The sequence below is a fragment of the Saccharomonospora marina XMU15 genome, assembly GCF_000244955.1.
Lineage (GTDB): Bacteria > Actinomycetota > Actinomycetes > Mycobacteriales > Pseudonocardiaceae > Saccharomonospora_A > Saccharomonospora_A marina.
Map to the genome: position 1 here is coordinate 300,489 of NZ_CM001439.1, position 20,728 is coordinate 321,216.

Below are 20,728 nucleotides of genomic sequence, written 5' to 3' on the forward strand. Positions count from 1 at the left end.
GCCACATACTCGCCCCGCCGCGGCCGGGACGGCACCCGTAGTCTGTGCGGACGTGTCGACGAGTGAAAGACCTGTCCTCGACGGGAACCGGTTGCCAGAAGCTTCCGTGCCGCAGCCCGCCGTGGCCCCCGCCGCGCGCGGGCGGGCGTGGCTGGTCGCGCGGCTGTGGCCACCGCTGCGGGAGGCGCTGCCCGCACTGACGCTGTACTACTCGATCCAGGCGGTGGGATTCGCCGTGCTCGCCGTCATGGCGAGCCGCACTGGTGCAGGGCTGGCCGGACTGCTCTCCCAGCACGACGCCGCGTGGTACCTGCACATCGCGGGCAACGCCTACGACCAGGACGTTGTGCTTGACGCCGAAGGCAACCCGGCAGAGGTGAGCCTGGCGTTCTTCCCGTTGTATCCCGCGCTCGTCGCCACGGTTTCCGCACTCGGGCTCGACCCGATCGTGGCAGGGTTGCTGGTCACCTTCCTCGCTGGTGGCGCTGCCGCATGGGGGCTGTTCGTACTCGGCAGGGACCTCCTCGAGCGCAGGGCGGGCATCCTGTTCGCCGGGTTGTGGGCGATGGCGCCCGGAGCCGTCGTGCTGCACCTGGCCTACTCCGAGGCGCTTTTCGTCGCGCTGGCGGTGTGGACGCTCGTGGCGCTGCGACGCCGGTGGTGGCTGACCGCCGCCGTGCTCACCGTGGCCGCGGGGCTGACCAGGATCACCGCCGTGGCGCTGATCGCGGCTCTGGGCGTCGCCGCCGTTGTGGCGCTGCTGCGGCGTAACGGCGGGTGGCGCGCAGCGGCGGCGCTACTGCTCGCGCCGCTGGGGTTGCTCGCCCACCTCGGCTACGTCGGGTTGCGCGCGGGCAGGGCCGACGCCTGGTTCTGGCTGCAGAGCCAGGCATGGCACGTGCGGTTCGACGCGGGAGCGTTCACCGTGCGGCGGCTGCGGGAGGCGCTGTCGCAGGGCGGCTCGGCGGGCTGGGTGCTGCTGGTCGCGCTGGTCGTGCTCGCCTCACTGGTGTTGCTGCTGTGGTCGTACACCATGCGGCTGCCGCTGACCGCGCACGTCTACACCACGCTCGTGGTGCTCATGGCGTTGAGCTCCAGCGAGTTCTGGCAGAGCAGGCCGAGGTTCCTGCTGCCCGCGGTGACCCTGGCGTTTCCGGTCGCCGTCTTGCTGGCCAGGCTGCCGAGGTGTTCGCTGCTGGTGCTGCTGCCCTCAGGTGCGCTCGCGGCAGGGTGGTTCGGGGCGTACCTGCTCACCGTCGTGCCCATCAACCCGTGACCGGGCGGCGACGGTCAGGACGGCCGCAACCACAGCGTGACGAACGACCGCTCGTCGTCGCGCGCCCTGCGGATCAACGCCTCGTCCGGCTCGTCCTCCACGACGCCGCCCTCGGCGAGCACCACGCTCGGCCGGTAACCGAACTTGCGGTACGACAGCAGCACCTGGGCGGGGTCGTCACCGAGTTCGACGATCGCCTCGGGGCAGAACTCACACAGCACGTCGGGGCGGTCGCGTTCCAGCGTCTCCTGCAACCCCGCCAGCGCCCGATGGTCGCGGCCCTGCAGGTCCACCTTCACGAGGCTGACCGGCTGGCGCATCACCTCGACGTTGCCGTCGAGCCGCACGGCGGGCACCAGCGGACCGCCACTGCCGTCCTGTGCCCGCACCCGGTGGTCACCGCTGTTGGCTCCACCCGCGTGTACCAGCACCAGGCTGCCGTCGGTGTCCCAGGCGGCCGCCTCCAGCACCGTCACGAGCGCCGCCTGGTGGGAGGGCAGGTTGGCCGCGACGTTGCGGCGGAGGTAGCCCGCGTTCACCGGGTCGGCCTCCACCGCGACGACCTGTGTGACGTCCGGGCAGGAGCGCAGCAGGCGCAGCGTGTGGTAGCCGACGTGGGCGCCGATGTCCAGGAAAGCACCCGGCCGCCGTGCCGCCAGCCGTGCCAGCAGCGCGGCCTCGCTCTCCTCCCACGAGCGGTGATGCCGAATCCAGGGCAGCATCACCTCGTCGACGGGCAGCAGCAGCATGCCCGCGTCGCACACCACGACATCGGCACCGGCGGGCACGGGCGCGTGCCGCAACCTCGCCGCCTCGTGCAGCGCACCGACGTCTCTGGTGAGGCGCTGGATGGCGTGCTCGTCGTTGTCCAGCCTGCGGTCGCGGGCACGGAACATCTCGTGGATGGTGTGCTGGCGCGCGGCCACGTCCTCGGTGAGGTCGTCGACCCGCTGCCGCAGTTCCCGCAGTTCCAGCTGCTGCCGTGGAGCCCGCTCGGCGAGTTGGTCGAGTTGCTCGCGGGTCACCGTGTACCGCTTGGCGGTGGCCGCGGCCTCCTCCCTGCCGTGGTCGAGTGCGCTCTCCAGCGACTCGATCCGTCGCAGCAGCCGCGACATCGTGTCCTCGGCGCCCTCGAACAGGGTGGCGATCACCTTGCGCTGGTGCACGTCGTAATGGTCGATCGCGCGCAGCACGGCCTTGCGCACCGCGGGCGCCAGCGGTGTGCGCGAGGCGCTGCCAGGGTCGGGCTGCCATCGCAGCGCTTCCTTGGCGAGGTGCATCGGCACCAGCGGGTGTTCCGGTGGTTGTTGCCGCCGCTGCGCCTCGCGGCGGGCAAGCCAGGTCTCGTGTGCGCGACGCAGTTCGGTGCTCAGCCACTCCGCTGCCGCATCGACGGAGCGCGTCTTGAGGATGTGCTGCCTGGCGGCGGCGCCCCGAGCGGAGGCGGCTTGCGGGTCGTCGGCCACCTCGCGCATGGCGGCTGCCGCGGCGTCCAGGTCGGGGTCGGCCCACAGCGCATCGGCGTGGTAGGGGTAGCAGCCCTCACCGACCCGCACCATGCGACACGGAACGGGCCAGCCGGTGCGCTCGTCGAGGAACTCGGTGGTGCCGGAGTAGGCCGTGCTGATCACCGGAAGGCCACGAGCCATCGCTTCGGCGACCGTGAGCCCGAAGCCCTCACTGCGATGCAACGAGACGTAGCAGTCGCTGTTGTCGTACAGCTGCGCCAACTCCTCGACGCTGAGGTAGCGCTCGATGAGCCTGATCCTGCGGTCACCGGCGACGGCGAGGCGCAACCGCTCGGCGTCGTGTGGGTGCAACTCCGCGTTGATGGTCTTGACGACAAGGCGGACGTCGTCGCGGTCGCCGAAGGCGCGGCGAAACGCCTCCACGGTTGCCCACGGGTTCTTGCGTTGCGCGACGCTGTTGAAGTCGAACGCGAACAGGAAGGTGACCGGGTCACCCTCGCGCCTCGGCTTCCTGCGTGGCTCACCGGGATCGCGGACCGGAACCGGAATGGTTTTGACCGGGATGTCGGTGTGTGCCTGGAATGCCGCGCGGCAGAAGTCGCTGACGGTCCAGACCTCGTCGACCATCTGGAACGCCTCGTGCTGCCAGCTCGGGAAATCCTCGAGTTCCCACGCCCACAGGCCGATCCGGTACCGGTTGTGCATCACCTGCGGATGGTTGGCCATCGCCACCCGGGTCTGGTCGGCGTTCACCGCGAGCACGCTCACCCCGTACCGCGGCTCGCCGGTGGTTGCGGGCTTCTCCAGCGCCGTGCGGTTGGAGACCGCGCGTTCCTCCAGCACCGACGCCACGTCGACACCCGCGTGCCGGATCGCGTCGTGCACGATCCTGCCCATCTCGCCGAGTCCCAGTTCGGCGGTGAGGTAGCCCAGCAGGTTCACGCCGAAGTCCTCGTCGGGTTCCTGCGGCGTCGGCACGGCCACCGGCATCGCCCATCGGGGAAGCGCGCCCTCGACCGGACCGGACGACTCGCACCAGGAACGGAACCCAGCCGAGTCGCCACCGGTGGGGTGCGGGAACGCGAGTTGGAGGTCGATGCGGGACTCCCACACCGCGAGCGCCAACCGGTTCAGCCCCGCCGCCGCCTGGCCGTGGTCGGCGGGGGAGGCCAGCCATTCCCGTAGCGCGGCGCCCCCGTCCTCGCCGAACGCGTGTGGCGGCAGCGGTTCGCCCTTGAGCTCGGCCGCGATCCAGCCGTCGCGAAACACCCGCCTGCAGCCCGGTGGCAGCGGCGTACCGTCGCCGAAGGTGGCGTAGCCGTAGGGCACCGCGTCCAGTGTCTCGGCGTAGCCCGCGGCCTTCAGCGCGGCCCCGTAGACGTCACACAGCCTGCGCAGGGCGGGCCGCTGCGAGAGCAACACCCTCGGTTTGCGAGCGCAGTGGTAGGTCAGCAACCACGGGCGCTCCGGCCGGTACCCGCTGAAGTGGAAGAACCGAAGCGGGCGGCCGCCCGCGGTGACGTTGCCGTCGCTGTCGCGGACGACCTCGCGTTCGTGCAGGTTCCAGTACGCGACGTTGAAGCCGGGATCGGTGAGCACGGTGTGCCGAAACAGCGCGGGAACCTGGTCCACCCACCGCTGGTCGGTGAACAGCTGCCGCTCCGGCGCCACGATGGCGTCGTGGCGCAACCGGTCGGCCCAGAAGTCCAGAAAGCCTTCCGAACCCGGCCCCACACCGACGAAGCCGAGGTTGAAGATGCCGGTTCCCATGATGACCGCGTCGTCGGGTTCCTTGCCGTCCCTCGGCAGCGGTGAGGTGAAGTGTGGCGTCAGCACGATGGAGTGCTTGTTCGCCAGTTCGGCCACCTCGGGCATCGGTGCGAACACCTGGATGTCGGGGTCGAGGTAGACGGCGATCGGGTGGGTGCGGCGCAGCTCGCGAAGCAGGTACGGCTTGACCGCCGTCGCCAGCTCGGTCACCGAGTAGGCGGTCGCCATGCGCAGGTAGGTCTCGGTGTCGATGCCGAACGAGGAAGGCCCCACGATGCGGTAGCCGTCGGCGGAGGCGTCACCGGCACCGTCGATGACGGCGACCACGAACTCGTGGTCGGGGTGGTGGGTCAGGTAGGAGCGGGCCAGTACGCGTGCCGCGGGCAGGTAGTTGCGCGCGACGATGGTGCAGGCGACGACTGGGGGCCGCGGTCGCTGCTCAGCCATCGGCCGACAGCGCCCGCGTCTGCGCGTCGAGTACCTCGTCGAAGTCGGCCCGTGCCGAGTCGAGACCCTGCTCGCTGCTGACCTCCACCCGCACCAGCACGTCGCCGGAGAGGTAGTGCGCGCGCCACTGCGAGCGCCCGTCGCCGTTCGGCTCGTAGCCGGTGACAAGCACGCCGCTCGGCACGTTCTCGGTGACCTCTTCGGCGCCGTTGTTCACCTGGATGTCGGCGAGGCTTCGCACCTCTTCCTCCGCGGCCGCGGTGTCGCCGACCTGGGTCAGCAGCACCAGCGCGATGTTGCCGTTGTCGAGATGGTGCACGGCGAACTTGGCCTCACCCGGCGAGGTGCGTTCGTAGGCCTGCAACTCCTCGGAGTTGAGGTAGCTCAGGTCCGGAACGTGGGAGAAGTCCTTGACGTCGCTGTGGTCCTCCGCCTTGCCCGGCACGTCGCCAACCGGCAGCGGATCGGGCTCGGCCTGCGACGAGGTCGGTTGCTGCTGACTCGTGGACTGCTCCTGCGGTGCGGCCTTGTTGTCGGGCTGACCCCACAGCAGGAACGCGCCGACCGCGATCCCGGCGAGCACCACAACGGCACCGATGATCGCGAAGATCTTGCCCTTGCCGCCTCCGCCGGAGCCCTCGTCGAAGCCTTCCGGGCCCTGCGCGGTCCACTGCGCTGAACCCGAGGGGGCGATCGGCGGAAACTCGCCGCCCCACGGTGGACTCTGGTCCTGCTCGGGAGCGTTCCACGGTTGCTGTGGCTGTTGCGGCCCCTGCGGCTGCTGGAAGCCTGCAGCCGGCGAGACCGGTTGCTGCTGGAAGCCGCCAGCGGGGGAGGCGGGGCCCGGCTGTTGGAAGCCCGCGGCAGGCGAGTACATCCCAGGCTGCTGCTGCGGGGGGTGCTGGTACTGCTGCGGCTGCTGGTACTGCGGCTGCTGGGTCTGCCACTGCGGCACCGCCTGGGTGCGCTCCGAGGAGGAATCGGCCGGGGCGTTCACCGGAGAGATCACCTGCGTGGAGTCCGCGGTCGGACCGGCGTCCTGCTGCTCGCCCTGCTGCTGTGACTGTTGTCCCTGCTCCTGCTGCCCACCCTGCGGGGGCTGTTGCGCGGGTTGCGCCTGCCCCTCGGGGGCGGCGGCCGGGTCCTCGCCCTGCGAGACAGCCGAGGACAGAACCTGATCACGGCGAACGCGGTAGTCGTCCGCAGAGAGTCTGCCGGAAGCGAGTTCCTCGTCCAGCTTGCGCAACTCTTCCTGCCAGGACACCCTGGAACCCCCTGATCACTTGGCGGTGCCTCGCGCGGCGCCCGCGTCCGGTGTGGGCTTGTGGACGTGCCACATTTTGCACGCTGGCGCTACCCTGCGGCGGCTCGGGTCGAATTGTTCCCGTATTTCGATCGCCGTCCTCGCCACGTGAGCGGTCGTCAGGACCGGGGCAGCACCCGTTGTACCCCGTGCAACGTGTCACGAAGCCGCTGCCGCAACTCGCTTTCGGGGCTGTCGGCGGACTGTGACACCCCGACGCCGACCGCGTTGCCGTCGCTGACGTACCACACGACGCTCACCCTGCTCGCCGAGTCCGCCCTGCTGAGCACCGTCACGTCCGGCTCATCGGGCAGCGGCGAGGGTTCGAACCCCTCCGCCGTGACCGAGCGGGTAAGCGAGTCGGTGAGTTCGCTCGCCTGCCGCGCCGACGGTGTGGGCACGACCAGCACGGTGTATCCGTCGGTGAGGTCGGGCCCCTCCGCGGAGCTGCGGTAGACCACTTCTTCGGCCCCGCTGCGCCGCATCGCGTCGGCCTGCGCGGCGGGGTAGAGGCCCAGTTCGACGCCCCTGCTGACGGACATCGTGGAGTTGTGCGGGCTCGGCCGCCCCGGCAACGTCGGTAGCCGGTCATCGAGCGCGGGCCGGGGCTGATCCGGTTTGCTGCCCGCCACGGCGTGGCCCCGGGTGGGTTCTCCTCCGACGACCCCGAACCACCAGGCGCCGCCGATCACCACGGCGAGCGAGACGAGCACGGCGAAGCCGATCAGCAGCCAGGTTCGCCTGCCTCCGGCCCGCTGCGGCGGCGGACTCGGCGCTGCCCGTTGTGCCTGCTGTTTCACATTCGCGGCCGGGGTGGTCGGCACCTTGGTGATCGGCAGCGTCAACTCGGCGGGCGTGGGCGGGGCCGCCTTGGGGTAGGGCATCGAATCGGTGGCCCGCTCGTCGGCCGGGCTGGGAGCCGTCGTCGGAACGTCGGTGTCGAGCAGGCTCGACGAGCCCGGTTTCCGCTCGGCCTGGTCGCGCTCCGTCGCCGGGGCCGTACCCGCCCGGGGTGGCTCGGGGATGCCGGAGGCCTCCGCCAACACTTCCTCCCGCTGTCTGCGATGCTGCTCGACGGTGATGCCACCCTGTGCCAGTTCGGCGTCGAGGCGGCGCAACTGTTCCTGCCAACCCATCGCGGAAACCCCCTCGGCCAGTGCGGCGCGTACAGACTATTGCGCCACCCGTCCCAGTGACATCAGTTCGCTAGAATCGCAGTATGTCGTGGTTCGGCTCTCGGTTCAGCGGTGACAGGTCAGCTCTCGTCTCCGCCGAGGAAGCTCTGCCCGGTCGCGCCGAACCGCTCCCCGTGTCGCAGTGGCACGCGGTGCTGCCGCGTCGGCCCCTCAAACCACCGTTCCCGGACAACACCCGGACCGCCGTGTTCGGGCTCGGCTGCTTCTGGGGCGCGGAGGAGATCTACTGGCAACTGCCGGGGGTTTACACCACTGCCGTCGGATACGCGGGCGGGCATACCCCCAACCCCACCTACGAAGAGGTATGCACCGGTCGCACCGGCCACACCGAGGCGGTGCTCGTGGTGTACGACCCCGAGCAGGTGGCCTACGAGGCGCTGTTGAAGGTCTTTTGGGAAAACCACGACCCGACGCAGGGAATGCGGCAGGGCAACGACCTCGGCAGCCAGTACCGCTCCGCGATCTACTACACCGACGATGCGCAGCACGAGGCGGCCGTGAAATCCATGGCGGCGTTTCAGGGTGCACTGCGCGAGGCGGGCCACGGCGAGATCACCACCGAGGTCGCACCGCTGTTGGAGTTCTACTACGCCGAGGACTACCACCAGCAGTACCTGCACAAGGTGCCCAACGGCTACCGCTGCCACTCGCTGACCGGGGTCAGCTTCCCCACCGACGGCTGAGCGACCCGGCGTGGTGACGCGATCGTGACTGCGCCTGAGTAGCGGTACTCAAGACAACCCGTGGCCGCGCGGCGGATCGTCGTGGCATGAGTACTCAACCCAAGCTTTCCGGCACCACCAACGCGTTCTTCGTGCAGTCGACGATCTCGTTCGGCGTCGCGCTCGTCGCCGTGTCGTTCGGCATCGCCTACCTGCCCGTGGACGGTTGGGTGCGGGCATTCCTGGCCATCGGCATGCTCTACACCGTCACCTCGGCGTTCGGGGTGGCCAAGTGTGTCCGCGACAGGCAGGAAGTGACGGAACTGTCGAGCCGGATAGATCAGGCGCGCCTTGAGAAGCTGCTCGCCGAACACGACCCGTTCAAGGTCGAAGCCTGAGTGTGGAGCGGACGACGGGATTCGAACCCGCGACCCTCACCTTGGCAAGGTGATGCGCTACCAGCTGCGCTACGTCCGCATTGCACTGCCGAACTGACCCGTGCGTGGCACAGTCTATACCCACGGCCGCGGGAGCTCACGAGTGGGACCGGATCGGTTGGCATTTGGTCACGTCGGCGGCACGGGACGTGACGCCGCTCGCATGGCTCCGTATGGTGTTCGACGTTCGACCACAAGGGCTATGCCCCGGAGGGAGTGCCTGGCGGGATGGGTCATGCGATCTCCGGATCCGACGAACCGGCCCTGCTGCAACGCATTCGCCTCGGCGAGGACGAGGCATTCGGCACGCTGTTCGAGATACACGTGTCGGCGGTGCGGCGGCTGGCTCGCGGAATAGCGTCCGACAGTTCCGAAGCCGAGGACATCACTGCCGAGACGTTCTTCCGCGTCCTGCAGGCACTGCGCAGGGGCAACGGACCACGGGACAACGTGCGTGCCTACCTGCTCACGGTCGCGCGCCGCGTGGCGTGGGAGTGGCACGGTGCCAGGCGTGACGTTCCCGTGACCGACGAGGAGCTCACCAGCCGCGCCGGTTCCGGGGCCGACCCGCAAAACCGCACGGCGGAGGCCACGCTGATCACCCGCGCGTTCTCCAGCCTGCCGGAACGCTGGCGCAGCGTGCTGTGGCAGACCGAGGTCGAAGGCGAGCAACCCGCTGTGGTGGCGCCGCACTTCGGACTCAGCCCCAACGCCACCGCGGCGCTCGCGCGCAGGGCGCGGATCGGGCTGCGCGCGGCCTATCTGCAGGCGCACCTGGCCGCCGACGGTGGCCGCAGCGCGGAAGGTTGCAGGCCGGTGCTGGAAAAGCTCGGCGGCTTCACCGCGGGCAGTGTCACGGGAGCGGAGGCCAGGAAGGTCGAGGCCCATCTCGGCACGTGCTCCAGCTGCAGGCAGACCCACGACGAACTGCGCGAGGTGTGCTCTTCGCTGCGCGCGCACGCGGGTGCGGTGGTGCTGCTTGTCCCGGCGTCGGGGCTGGCGCTGGCCGCGGGCGCGGCGGGTCTGGGGACCACCGGCACGGCGGGCGGCACCGCGGGCGCGGCGGGCGTTGGTGGTGGTGCCGCCGTGGGTGGTGGCATCGGCGGCACGATGGCCGCCATGGGTGCCAACCTCAAGATCGGGCTCGCGTTGGCGTCCACGGCCGCGGCGGGTGCCGTCGGCATGGCGGCGGGCCCGCTGGCCGATGACCACGGGGAGGTTATCGGCCTGCCTGGTGACGGTGCGGTCGAGCTGCGTATCGCCGATCCTTCGCCAGGTGCGGACCGCTCGGACTCGGCCAGGGTGTCGATCGTGGAACCAGCCGCGTACGAGGCCTCCGTGCGGGCAGGGCAGTCGCGGCTGCACCCGGCGCCTGCCGGGCAAGGCCCCAGCGAGTACCAGATCCCGCCCGGCGTCGAGATCGCCGGTGAGGCCACGAAAGCGCGGGGTCCGCGCGCGGGCGGAACCGAGTTGCCTGCCGAACCGGGCAATGCCGCAGGCGACCGGGGGAGCGCAGGCAACGCGGAGCCGGGACGACCGCGTGGCGACCCGGGCGCGCAGGCTGGAACCCCGGCGCGCTCACCAGGCTCTTCCTCGGTCGCCGCCGCCAAATCGACCACTCCGCCGCCCTCCTCCGGCTCGCAGCCCGGGTCGGGCCGCGAGCCCGGCACGAGCCAGTCGCCGCCGCCTGGATCCTCGGCAGGCCGGTCACCGTCGGGCAGCTCCACCGAGCCATTTGATTCCCGGTACGGCGAACCTGGGTACGGGCAGCCGAGGTACGGGGAGCAACGGTACGGGGAACCCCGATACGCCCGCTCGCGCGACCGTGAGCAGGAGGCGGACAGCGCCGCGCCCGACACCCGAGACGACTGGTGCCGGTGGCCTGCGTGGCAGCGCGGCGGCCAAGACCACGCCGACGGGTGCGGCGACTGAAGTGCGCGGGCCTCCCATCGGGTCCAAGATCACGGTACCGTTGCGAAAGTACGTGCTCGGTCGGGCTTGCGGAGGAATACGATGAACCGGCTGGTCCAGGGCTCCGACGGCCGGGACTGGGTGATTCGGGCCCAGATGGAGTGGCGGCGACCCGCCACGGCCGACGACTTCGAGCATGATGTCGCGGCCAGCTACGCCCCCGGCATCGCCATGGGCGTGGTGGCGTTGACGCTTGCGATCGTACTGATCGCGTGGATGCCCGAGGACGTCGTCGTGCCCAGTTGGGTGCCGCTGGCCCTGCTGCTCGTCGCGCTGTTCTTCCCGCTGCGATGGGTGCTGCGCAGGCCGTGGACGATCGTGGCCGAGACCGACGGCGACGCGACCGGCGAGCGACCTTCGGAGCGTTGGGTCGGCACGGTACGCGGCATCTTCGCCGTGCGCGGCGAGGTGCACCGCATCGCCAAGTCCATCCAGCGACACGACCTGCCCGATTTCGACGGGCCGCTGCATCCGGTCGAGTAGCCATGCCCGAGTTGCCCGAGGTCGAGGCCATCGCCCACCACCTCCGCGAACACGCGGTGGGCCGCACCGTGACCCGGGTGGACGTCGCTTCGCTGACGGTGCTCAAGACCGTCAGCCCGTCCTGGACCGACCTGCACGGTCGCGAAGTGACCGGCGCGACTCGGCACGGAAAGCACCTCGACCTCGAATGCGGGCAGGCGCACCTCGTGGTGCACCTGGCCCGCGCGGGCTGGCTTCGTTGGTCCGACTCGCTGCCCGCCGCGCCGCCGAGGCAGGGAAAGGGCCCGCTCGCGCTGCGGGTGCACCTGGGAGGCCCCGGGTTCGACCTCACCGAGGCCGGAACCAAGAAGGGGCTCGCGGTGTGGATCGTGCACGACCCCGCCGAGGTCGCCAGCATCGCGAGGCTGGGCACGGACGCCATGGAACTCGACGCCGCCTCGCTGCGCGAACTGCTCGCGGGCCGAACGGCCCGGCTCAAGACAGTGCTCACCGACCAGTCGGTGATCGCAGGTATCGGCAACGCCTACTCCGACGAGATCCTGCACGCCGCCCGGCTTTCCCCGTACGCGACGGCGGCGAGGCTGCCGCAGGAGTCGGTCGAGCGGCTCGCCGAAGCCATTCACGAGGTGCTCTCCGGCGCGGTGGAGCGCTCTGTCGGGCAGGCGGTGGCCCGGCTGAAGGGCGAGAAGCGCTCCGGCCTCCGGGTGCACGGCAGGGCGGGCCTACCGTGCCCGGTGTGCGGTGACACCGTGCGTGAGGTGTCCTTCGCCGACAAGGCGTTGCAGTACTGCCCCACCTGCCAGACCGGCGGCAAACCGCTCGCCGACCGCAGGTTGTCGCGACTGCTGAAATGACCTTCCCCGACCTCGGCCGCGACAGCACGTCGCGAATCACGCACAGAAAGTGTGTGGCAAACCTTGCACCCTGGCGGGCGAACGCAGAGCATTGACGCCGTGTCGAGGCTGCTGACCACGCCGATCATTCCCTGGGGAGTAGCAGGGGCGTGCTTCGTCGTGCTCGTGGCCGTCCTGCTCCGCGGCCGCAAACCGACCAACGCGGTGGACACCGCCGTGCTGGAAGCGGTGTACGTGATGTCGCAGGCCCCACTGGAACTGCGGGAAGGGCTCGACCAGGCGGCCGCCGACAAGGTCACCACGCGCCTGCTCCAACTGCTGAAGTGCCTCGCCGTCGGCATCACCGACGGGCAGGGAACGTTGCTGTCCTGGGACGGCGAGGCCAACGACCACTACGTCGACCTGGTGGAATCCATCGGCCTGGCCATCAGGAAGCACCGCCGCGAGGTGGTCTCCCACGACAAGCTGCCGTGCAACCACCGAGGCACCTGCCGGATGCGGACCGCGGTCATGGTGCCGTTGATCGTCGAGGACGACGTCGAAGCGGTACTGATCGTGGTCGGCCGCACCAGCAAGAAAGTGGTGCACATGGCCGACGCCGTCGCCAAGTTCGTCGGCACCCAACTCGAGGCCGCCCGGCTCGAGGAAACCAAGAACCAACTGCACCAGGCCGAGATCAAGGCGCTGCGAGCGCAGATCTCACCGCACTTCGTCTACAACGCGCTCAACACCATCTCGTCGCTGATCCGCACCGACCCGGAGGAGGCCCGCGAACTGCTGCAGGACTTCGCCGACTTCACCCGTTACTGCTTCCGCACCGAAGGCACCTTCACCACGCTTTCCGACGAACTGCGCAACATCGACAGGTACCTGACCATCGAGAGCGCCCGATACGGCGGCAGGCTCAACGTGCGGCTCAAGGTGGCGCCCGAGGTGCAGTCGGTGGTCGTGCCGTTCCTGCTCATCCAGCCGCTTGTGGAGAACGCGGTCAAGCACGGCATCTCCAAGAAACCGGGCGGCGGCACGGTGACGGTCACCGCGCAGGACCACGGCACCGACGCCGAGATCAGCGTCGAGGACGACGGAGTCGGCATGGACCCCGCACTGCTGGACGGCATGCGCGACTCCCGCAGCAGCGCGCACATCGGGCTGACCGGCATCAACCGCCGGATGAGCCAGGTGTATGCCAACAAGTACTCGCTGATGGTGGAGACCGCGCCTGGCGCGGGCATGAAGGTGACGATGCGCGTGCCGAAGTTCGTCAGGGGCGTGCGGCCCGACATGCTCAGCTTCGCAGGCGACATGCCCGCACAGCAGGGCCAGCCCGGCCAACACCTGCCCCCCGGTGCCCGCCGCGCGATCGGCGGCACGAGGTCCGGCCTCGTCGCCAGCGAGTGATCAGCCCGGCAGGGGCAACGCGCCACCGGCAATCACTAGGCTGGGTGCATGAGCCGTACCGACAAGTTGGTCTCTCGCATCCCCAAGATCGGTGATCGAGTCGAACGCAAGGATGTCGTCGCGGTGGTGAAGCTGCACGGTGTCATCAACCCGCAGCCTTCGCCGCTCGCCAGGGGTGTCATCAACCTCGCTTCCGTCGAGTCCGCGCTCACCAGGGCGTTCGGGCACGACCGGCTCAAGGCGGTGGCACTGCAGATCAACTCGCCCGGCGGCGCGCCGACGCAGTCGGGTCTCGTCGCCGAGCGCATCCGCGAGCTCGCCGACAGCAAGCAGGTGCCGGTGCTGGCGTTCGCAGAGGACGTCGCCGCATCGGGTGGGTACTGGCTGGCCTGCGCCGCCGACGAGATCTACGCCCACCGCACATCGCTGGTCGGCTCCATCGGCGTGATCACCGGTTCGTTCGGGTTCGCCGGACTGCTCGAACGCTTCGGGGTGGAGCGCAGGCTCTACACCGCGGGTGAGAACAAGTCCCGACTGGACCCGTTCAGCCCCGAAAAGCCCGAGGACGTCGAGTGGCTGCGGAAACTGCACGGCCAGTTGCACGACATGTTCGTCAGTTGGGTCAGGCAGCGCAGGGGCGAGCGGCTGGTGGAGTCGCAGGAGCTGTTCAACGGCGATGTGTGGCTGGGCGCGAAGGCACAGGAACTCGGCCTCATCGACGGCCTCGGCAACCTGCGCGAGGTGATGCGGCAGCGTTACCCCGACGCGGAACTGGTGGTGGCCGAGCCGAAGAAACCGCTGCTGGCGAGGCTCGGTATCGGCGCTCCCGCAGCCGCGGCGCTGGACGCGCTGGCCAACCGCGCGGCCTGGTCCCGTTTCGGGCTGTAACCGTCCGTTCGCCCGGCCGCGTAGTAGACAGCACTCCGTTCACAGGGCAGGATGCGTTTCACTGTGAGTGCTCACGATGAAACACGAAAGCTGCTCGTTCTTGCCGTTGACGACGAGCTGCCGGGTCTCGACCAGCTGAAGCATTGTCTGGAATCGAATCCCCACGTGGGTCGTGTGATCCCGGCGGTGGACGCTTCCGAGGCGCTGCGATTCCTCGGGTCGGAGGACGCCGAGATCAGCGCACGGAAGAGCAGCGGCATGGCGCCCGTGGATGCGGTGTTCGCCGACATTTCCATGCCGGGGTTGTCGGGCATGGAGATGTCGAGGGTGTTCGCATCACTCAACCCCGCGCCGGTGCTGGTCTTCGTGACCGGCTACGCGTCGGAGGCCGTCGAGGCCTTCGATCTCGGCGCGGTCGACTACGTGCTCAAGCCCGCGAGGCAGGAGCGCATCGACAAGGCGCTGTCTCGGGTGCTCGAGAAGCTCAGATCCACACCGATGCCGGACCCCTCGGCAGGCGTGGACCAGACCAGGACCGACGACGAGGTGATCCCCGTCGAACTCGGCGGAACCACCAAGCTCATCCCGCGTTCGTCGGTGCGCTGGGTGGAGGCGCAGGGCGACTACGCACGGCTGTTCACCAACGACGGCAGCCACCTGGTGCGTATCCCGCTCGCGCAACTCGAGGAGCGCTGGGAGAAGGCGGGTTTCGTCCGGATTCACCGCTCCTTTCTCGTCGCGCTGCCGTTGATCACGGAGTTGCGCATGGGCCAGGGCGGCTATCAGGTCGTCATCGGCAACGAGGAAAAGGTCCTGCCGGTCAGCAGGCGGCACACCCGCGAGCTGAAGGACAGGTTGGTCGGCACGTCCCGCGCCGGGTAGCGCGTCATGACCGACGAGGTGTACCGCAAGATCGACGGAATCCGGGAACCGGATCCGACGCTCGGCAGGAGCGTCCCGTCGCGGCAGCACGCATCTCGTCCGGCGATCCCGATACCGGCAGAGGACGACCCCGCGACGCTGCGTGCTCGCAGGCAGCGCGTCGTCCTTGCCGAGCCGAGCCGCTCGCCCGGCGGGTTGCGCGCCAGGGTGGAACTGGCGCAGCAGACCAGTTGGGGCGAGTTGCTGATCACCGACCTGATCAAGGCTCAGCTGCGCAGCGGCGTGTTGCTCGCCGTGCTCGCCGCCTTCGTGCTGGGCGCGCTGCCGCTGGCCTTCTACCTCTCACCGACGCTGGCCACCCTCCGCTTCATCGGCCTGCCGGTGCCGTGGCTACTGCTCGGCATCGCGCCGTTCCCGTTCCTGCTCGGGGTGGGCCTGTGGTACAACCGCCTGGCGGAGCGCCACGAACGAGATTTCGTCGACATGATCGAGAACTGAGCCGGGGGCGCGGCACCAGACATTTGTGAGGAACTGTCCGTGCAGCTGAACCCGTGGGCCGTCGCCAGCGTGCTGGTGGTTGGGGCGGTGACCGTTTACCTCGGTCGCCGGATGTCCCGGTTCGCCAGCACAACCCACGACTTCCTCGTCGCGCGCCGCACCGTGCGTTCCCGCCGCAACGCCGCCGCCATCTCCGGCGAGTACATCTCGGCCGCCTCCTTCCTCGGTGTCGCCGGACTGGTGCTCAAGGACGGCGCCGACGCGCTGTGGTACCCCATCGGTTTCACGGCGGGCTTCCTGGCCTTGATGATCTTCGTGGCGGCTCCGCTGCGTCGCTCCGGCGCCTACACACTGCCGGACTTCCTCGAGGCCAGGCTCGGCTCTGCTGCGTTGCGCACCGTCTCGACCTGGTTCGTCGTCTTCATCGGCGTGCTCTACATGCTTCCGCAGCTGCAGGGCGCCGGGCTTGCCCTCACCGCCATCACGCCCGCGCCCGCCTGGATCGGTTCGGTCGGCGTGATGGTCGTCATCGCGCTCAACGTGGTCTCGGGTGGGATGCGCGCGATCACGTTGGTGCAGGCGTTCCAGTACTGGCTGAAGCTGTTCGCCATCGGGGTGCCCACTTTCCTGCTGTGCCTGGTGTTCCTCGGCGGGGCAGGCTCCGGCGCGGCGGGTTCGCTCGGCGCGCAGACACCACCGGAGTTCACCGAGGAGACGACGGTCGACATCCAGACGCCGGTGACGCTGCGCGTGGCCGAGACCACGCTGGTGACGGTGGTCGGCGAGCAGGAAGCGCTTTGGTTTCCCGGCAGGGAGTACCCCGTGAGCAGTGGAACCGAGCTGGTGTTCCCCGCGGGCGTGAAGGTGCCCGTGGTCAGCGACGGCGCGCTCGACAACGCCAGCTGGCTGCGGCCGACGGAGACGTCGCAGGACTTGCTGTGGACGTACTCGCTGATGCTGGCGACCTTTCTCGGCACGATGGGGTTACCGCATGTGCTCGTGCGCTTCTACACCAACCCCGACGGCAAGGCGGCGCGCAGGTCGACGGTGCAGGTACTGCTGCTGTTGGGGCTGTTCTACCTGTTCCCCATCCTCATCGGGGCGCTGTCGAGGCTGTACGTACCCGAACTGCTCGTGACCGGCCGAACCGACGCCGCCGTGCTCGAGGTACCCACCGCGATGCTGCCCGGACTGCTCGGCCAACTCGTCGTCGCGGTGACCGCGGCGGGTGCGTTCGCCGCGTTCTTCTCCACCTGCTCGGGACTGCTGGTCAGCGTTGCGGGGGTGATCGCGACGGACCTGCTCGGCGGCAAGGTGCGTCACTTCAGGATGGCGGCGATGGTGGTGGCGGCCGTGCCTGCTGGCATCGCGGTGACCCTGCCCATCGACGACCTTTCGCTGAGCGTGGGGCTCTCGTTCGCGCTCGCCGCCTCCACGTTCTGCCCGCTGCTGCTGCTCGGCATCTGGTGGCGGGGGTTGACGTGGGTCGGCGCGATGGCGGGTATGTGCGTGGGTGGTGGTCTGGTACTCGTCGCTGTCGGACTGAACATGCTGAGCAGGTACACCGGTGGCTGGGCACCGTGGTTCGTCACCCAACCCGCCCTGTTCACGGTCACCGCCGCGTTCGTCACCACGATCGTGGTGAGCAGGGGCACCGCCAGACGTATCCCGGACGACGTCAATGCCGTGATGCTGCGGCTGCACGCCCCCGACCCGCTGGGCTTCATGCGCGACCGTGCGGTGGCTCGCTTCGGCAGCCTGGACGACAGGGAGCGAGGCCGGGCCAAGCACCGAAGGTAGCCGCTTCGTACCTGGAGGCGTCGCGGGCTCACCGGCACGCAACGGTCCGGCATGCGACGATTGGGTACGTGCTTGACCGTGCCGAATCCGTACCGACGACCTCCGTTTCCGACCTGCCCCCGACCGGACTGGTCGTGCTGGACGTACGCGAGCCCGACGAGTGGGCGGCGGGGCACGCACCCGAAGCCATGCACATCCCGCTCGGTGAGCTTCCCGCGCGAGCGGCCGAGTTGGCCGAACTGCCGGACGACCAACCCGTCTACGTGGTCTGCCGTGGCGGCGGCCGATCCGCGCGCGCGGCGGCCTGGCTCAACGCGGCCGGAATCGTGGAGGCGGTGAACGTGGCAGGCGGAATGAAGTCCTGGGCGACCGAGGGGCGGCCCCTCGTCGGCGAGCGTGACGGCGTCCCGCCGGAGGTGCTCTGACCGGGATGCAGCAGCCCAGACGTCGGGTGCGCTGGGTCGCCACCGTTCCTCCCGGTGTGCGGCCGCCCCGCCACGTCTCGGCACCCCAGCGTTACACCGGTCCGCCGTCGTACCAGGTCCCGCCTCGTTGGGGGTTCCCGCAGGTGGCGTGGCGGTGGCCGACCGCGGTGCCCGGCACGGTGTCGGACCTTCCCGTGCCACCGCAGCGGCTTCGCATGATCGCGCGCAACGCCGTGACCGTGCTGTGGACACTGGCGATGCTGGCAGCGGTTGCGGCGGGGGCGGAGAGCTGGCGCTACGCGCTGCTGCTGAGCAGTCGTGATTCGGCGCTCAGCGCCTCCGTCGTCGGTGCGTCGGACGCGCTGGTGCTGGCCTTCTCACTGCTGGCGTTCGTGCTTGCGTTGTTCGCGTTCGCGGCTGTGATGTGGTGGCTGTTCGTGGCGCGCTCGGCGGCGGCGGAAGAAGCGGGGCAGCAGCCCGCCCGCCCGACGTGGCAGGTGGTGGCGGGCATCCTCGTGCCGGGCCTCAACCTGGTGCTGGCGGGCTCGATCCTCGCCGAGTTGGAGCACGCCGCGCTGCGCGGACCGGTGGACGCCCGCCCCCGGCCCTCGCGCCTGGTGCTGGGCTGGTGGGCGCTGTGGGTGAGCAACGGACTGCTGCTCGTGCTGACCGTCGTGTGGCGAACGCGTGACGGCGTGCAGGCCGAGGCCGACGGGGTGGTGCTGAGCGCGCTTACCGACCTGTCCGCGGCGGCGCTGGCCGTGGTCACGGCGCTGGTCGTGCGCCGTGTCACCCGATTGATCGCGCCGATCGAAGCCGGACTCGTGCGCCCCGTCCGTGTGGTGGCCGTCAAGGGTGCGCCGTGCCCGTCACGGCGGGGCCGCCCGACCACCGCAACCCGCTGACCCGCGAGTCCCCCGCTCCTGCCCGCGAGTCCCCCGCTGCTGCCCGCGAGTTCTGCGCTCTTGCCCGCGAGTTCTGCGCTCGCATGGGGTTCAGGCCGTCACCGGCAGATCGCGCAGGCCCCGAATCACGAACTCCGGACGCCGTCGCGGCTGCCTTGCCAGCCGAAGCCCCGGCAATCGCCTCACCAGCGCCGAAAGCGCGGCGCCGATCTCGATGCGGGCGAGTGGGGCGCCGAGGCAGTAGTGCACGCCGCCACCGAAGCCGAGATGCGGGTTCGGGTCCCTGCCGATGTCGAGTGTGTCCGGTTCGGTGAACACGTCGGGATCGCGAGCGGCAGCGCCAAGCAGTGCGGCGACCTTCTCACCTCGAGGGATGCGCTGCCCCGCTATCTCAACGTCGGTCGTGGCGGTGCGCTCGAACAGTTGCAGCGGTGAGTCGAACCTGATCAGCTCCTCCGCAGCCGAACCCGCCAACCCAGGATCGGCCACCAGGCGCTCCCACTGCTCGCGGTGGGTCAGCAGCGCATACGTTCCGTTGCCGAGTACGTTCACCGTCGCCTCGTGGCCCGCCATCAGCAGCAGCACCGCTGTCGCCACCACCTCGTCCTCGGTCAACTCGCTGGCGACGAGGTGGCTGAGCAGGTCGTCACCAGGGTCGGCCGACCGCCGCGCGGCGAGTGCCCGCAGGTAGCCCGCGAACCGCGCCGCCGCCCGCTCGGCGGCGAGTTGCCGGCCCTCGTCGATGCCGTACTCGTACATCTTGACGATCGAATTGCTCCAGGCGACCAGCCGTGGGCCGTCCGATTCCGGTATGCCGAGCAGTTCGGTGATCACCATGACCGGGAGTGGTTGAGCCAGGTGTTCGAGCAGGTCGACCTCGCCGTCGGTGGTGATGCGCGCGGCGAGGGTGGCGACCAGTCTCGCGGCCAGCGCCTCCACAGCCGGGCGCAGCCGTTCGACGTGACCCCTGGCGAACGCGGCCGACACCAGCCTGCGCAACCGCGTGTGCGCGGGCGGCTCGTTCTCCAGCAGCGAGTTGCGGTGCAACATGTTGAACGACGCGAACCGTTCCGCGGGTGTCGCATCGGTCCAGATGCGGCCGAGGTCGCGGTGCCGCAGCACCGCCGACGCCGCTGGGTGCGACACGGCGATCCACAGCCCCAGCCCGTCGTGCCGGTGCACCTCGCCGAGCGCGCGCAGCTGGGCGAACTCCGGATAAGGATCGGCGATGAACGCGGGGTCGTCAGCGACGAACACCGGGTGAGCATAGCCCGGCGGGCCTGCCGGTCGCGCCCTCTCGCCGAACCGAGGTCGCGGTTACCGTGGCGCCATCACTCGCCATGTCGCGGCGAGGGTCTTCGCCAGGTTCATCGGCGTTCCGGGCAACCGATGCAGGTGGTCCTGCCCGTCGACGAACACCAAGACGCGGCCCTCCTCCGAAATGTCGATCACGGAGAAGGGCCTGCTTCGACGGAGCGTGCCACCCAATGTCCTTGCCACATAAATCTGATGGATGGCCTCGCGTGGCGCTTCCAGCTGCTGCGTCAACTCACTCACCGGATCCGGTCCCGACGAGAACAGGTTCCCCGATTCGTCGTGTCGCTCGAACTCCCGTTCGGCGATCGTCAACTCCGAGCCAGGGGCGGGTGGAAACTCGGGCAATTCATCGATGAACTGTTCGAGCAGTCGATGTTCCTCGACCGGCACGATCGACACGACCTCACCGCGCACCTGCATCGCAGTCGCCTCACCACCAGCAGCGCAAAACAGGAACCTCCGGTCCTGACGGTCGTCGGCGTGAGCGCTCCAGCAGTACAACTCCCTGTCCGGTGAGCTGAGAACCCGCAGCATCAACCCGAATTCGCGGGTGAGAGTCGTGTCCTCCGCGAGGCCGAGGCCGGTCAACGCCTGCCAGCAGGCGTGGGTGAACGCATCGGCGCGGGATCGTGCGATGTAGAGTTCGAACCCGCCGAGCACGGGGTGTGGATCGCCGAGTTCCTCGACGTCCCACACCTGCAGCAACAGTGTGCGCGGCACCGTGATGGGGCGAGCCCGTACCGCCAC

18 protein-coding genes and 1 tRNA gene are annotated in these 20,728 nt (G+C 69.6%); 13 read left to right on the forward strand and 6 right to left on the reverse strand.

Annotation, left to right across the window (positions count from 1 at the left end; translation table 11 throughout):
- The first annotated feature begins 106 nt into the window (after positions 1-106).
- On the forward strand, positions 107-1,276 hold the full coding sequence (locus SACMADRAFT_RS01315; protein ID WP_050998046.1) for a glycosyltransferase family protein: 1,170 nt from the start codon (positions 107-109) through the stop codon (positions 1,274-1,276).
- Positions 1,277-1,290: 14 nt separating this feature from the next.
- On the opposite strand, the gene SACMADRAFT_RS01320 is transcribed toward SACMADRAFT_RS01315, so the two are convergent.
- The 3 genes from SACMADRAFT_RS01320 to SACMADRAFT_RS01330 form a co-directional block, all read right to left on the reverse strand.
- Positions 1,291-4,962, reverse strand: a complete 3,672-nt coding sequence (locus SACMADRAFT_RS01320; protein ID WP_009151971.1) for an FkbM family methyltransferase — start codon at positions 4,960-4,962, stop codon at positions 1,291-1,293.
- The gene (locus SACMADRAFT_RS01325; protein WP_009151972.1) at positions 4,955-6,226 is read right to left on the reverse strand and encodes a hypothetical protein; all 1,272 of its coding nucleotides are present in this window, start codon (positions 6,224-6,226) and stop codon (positions 4,955-4,957) included. Before SACMADRAFT_RS01325 ends, SACMADRAFT_RS01320 begins: the two co-directional genes overlap by 8 nt.
- Before the next feature lie 158 nt (positions 6,227-6,384).
- Positions 6,385-7,401 (reverse strand): hypothetical protein, encoded by a 1,017-nt coding sequence (locus tag SACMADRAFT_RS01330; RefSeq protein WP_009151973.1) that lies wholly within the window; start codon positions 7,399-7,401, stop codon positions 6,385-6,387.
- An 83-nt stretch (positions 7,402-7,484) separates the two neighbouring features.
- Between SACMADRAFT_RS01330 and msrA the strand changes: the two genes are divergently transcribed.
- The gene (msrA, locus tag SACMADRAFT_RS01335; RefSeq protein WP_009151974.1) at positions 7,485-8,144 is read left to right on the forward strand and encodes a peptide-methionine (S)-S-oxide reductase MsrA; all 660 of its coding nucleotides are present in this window, start codon (positions 7,485-7,487) and stop codon (positions 8,142-8,144) included.
- Positions 8,145-8,230: 86 nt separating this feature from the next.
- Positions 8,231-8,521 (forward strand): YiaA/YiaB family inner membrane protein, encoded by a 291-nt coding sequence (locus SACMADRAFT_RS01340; protein WP_009151975.1) that lies wholly within the window; start codon positions 8,231-8,233, stop codon positions 8,519-8,521.
- Positions 8,522-8,524: 3 nt separating this feature from the next.
- On the opposite strand, the gene SACMADRAFT_RS01345 is transcribed toward SACMADRAFT_RS01340, so the two are convergent.
- Positions 8,525-8,600 (reverse strand) — tRNA-Gly (locus tag SACMADRAFT_RS01345).
- Positions 8,601-8,788: 188 nt separating this feature from the next.
- Here SACMADRAFT_RS01345 and SACMADRAFT_RS28865 point away from each other — a divergent pair.
- The 10 genes from SACMADRAFT_RS28865 to SACMADRAFT_RS01395 all read left to right on the forward strand — a co-directional run bounded on the left by SACMADRAFT_RS28865 (position 8,789) and on the right by SACMADRAFT_RS01395 (position 18,664).
- On the forward strand, positions 8,789-10,492 hold the full coding sequence (locus SACMADRAFT_RS28865; protein ID WP_009151976.1) for a sigma-70 family RNA polymerase sigma factor: 1,704 nt from the start codon (positions 8,789-8,791) through the stop codon (positions 10,490-10,492).
- A gap of 81 nt (positions 10,493-10,573) precedes the next feature.
- Complete coding sequence (locus tag SACMADRAFT_RS01355; protein WP_009151977.1) at positions 10,574-11,014, forward strand: hypothetical protein; 441 nt, start codon at positions 10,574-10,576, stop codon at positions 11,012-11,014.
- A 2-nt stretch (positions 11,015-11,016) separates the two neighbouring features.
- Positions 11,017-11,868, forward strand: coding sequence for an Fpg/Nei family DNA glycosylase (locus tag SACMADRAFT_RS01360; protein ID WP_009151978.1), 852 nt, complete (start codon positions 11,017-11,019; stop codon positions 11,866-11,868).
- Between the two features lie 90 nt (positions 11,869-11,958).
- Positions 11,959-13,266: a sensor histidine kinase gene (locus SACMADRAFT_RS01365; protein WP_040926005.1), complete on the forward strand. Its 1,308-nt coding sequence runs from the start codon at positions 11,959-11,961 to the stop codon at positions 13,264-13,266.
- A gap of 48 nt (positions 13,267-13,314) precedes the next feature.
- A complete protein-coding gene (locus SACMADRAFT_RS01370) occupies positions 13,315-14,154 on the forward strand; it encodes a S49 family peptidase (RefSeq protein WP_009151980.1) in 840 nt (279 codons plus the stop codon).
- Positions 14,155-14,205: 51 nt separating this feature from the next.
- On the forward strand, positions 14,206-15,036 hold the full coding sequence (locus tag SACMADRAFT_RS01375; RefSeq protein WP_009151981.1) for a LytR/AlgR family response regulator transcription factor: 831 nt from the start codon (positions 14,206-14,208) through the stop codon (positions 15,034-15,036).
- A gap of 6 nt (positions 15,037-15,042) precedes the next feature.
- A complete protein-coding gene (locus SACMADRAFT_RS01380) occupies positions 15,043-15,534 on the forward strand; it encodes a 6TM ABC transporter family protein (protein WP_009151982.1) in 492 nt (163 codons plus the stop codon).
- A 39-nt stretch (positions 15,535-15,573) separates the two neighbouring features.
- Entirely contained in the window at positions 15,574-17,334 is a 1,761-nt protein-coding gene (locus SACMADRAFT_RS01385) for a sodium/solute symporter (RefSeq protein ID WP_009151983.1), read from the forward strand.
- Between the two features lie 68 nt (positions 17,335-17,402).
- Entirely contained in the window at positions 17,403-17,759 is a 357-nt protein-coding gene (locus SACMADRAFT_RS01390) for a rhodanese-like domain-containing protein (protein ID WP_009151984.1), read from the forward strand.
- Positions 17,760-17,764: 5 nt separating this feature from the next.
- Complete coding sequence (locus SACMADRAFT_RS01395; protein WP_009151985.1) at positions 17,765-18,664, forward strand: DUF4328 domain-containing protein; 900 nt, start codon at positions 17,765-17,767, stop codon at positions 18,662-18,664.
- A gap of 90 nt (positions 18,665-18,754) precedes the next feature.
- Here SACMADRAFT_RS01395 and SACMADRAFT_RS01400 read toward each other — a convergent pair whose 3' ends face one another.
- Both SACMADRAFT_RS01400 and SACMADRAFT_RS01405 read right to left on the reverse strand, forming a co-directional pair.
- Positions 18,755-19,921, reverse strand: a complete 1,167-nt coding sequence (locus tag SACMADRAFT_RS01400) for a cytochrome P450 (protein ID WP_009151986.1) — start codon at positions 19,919-19,921, stop codon at positions 18,755-18,757.
- Between the two features lie 60 nt (positions 19,922-19,981).
- A complete protein-coding gene (locus SACMADRAFT_RS01405) occupies positions 19,982-20,728 on the reverse strand; it encodes an ESX secretion-associated protein EspG (RefSeq protein ID WP_009151987.1) in 747 nt (248 codons plus the stop codon).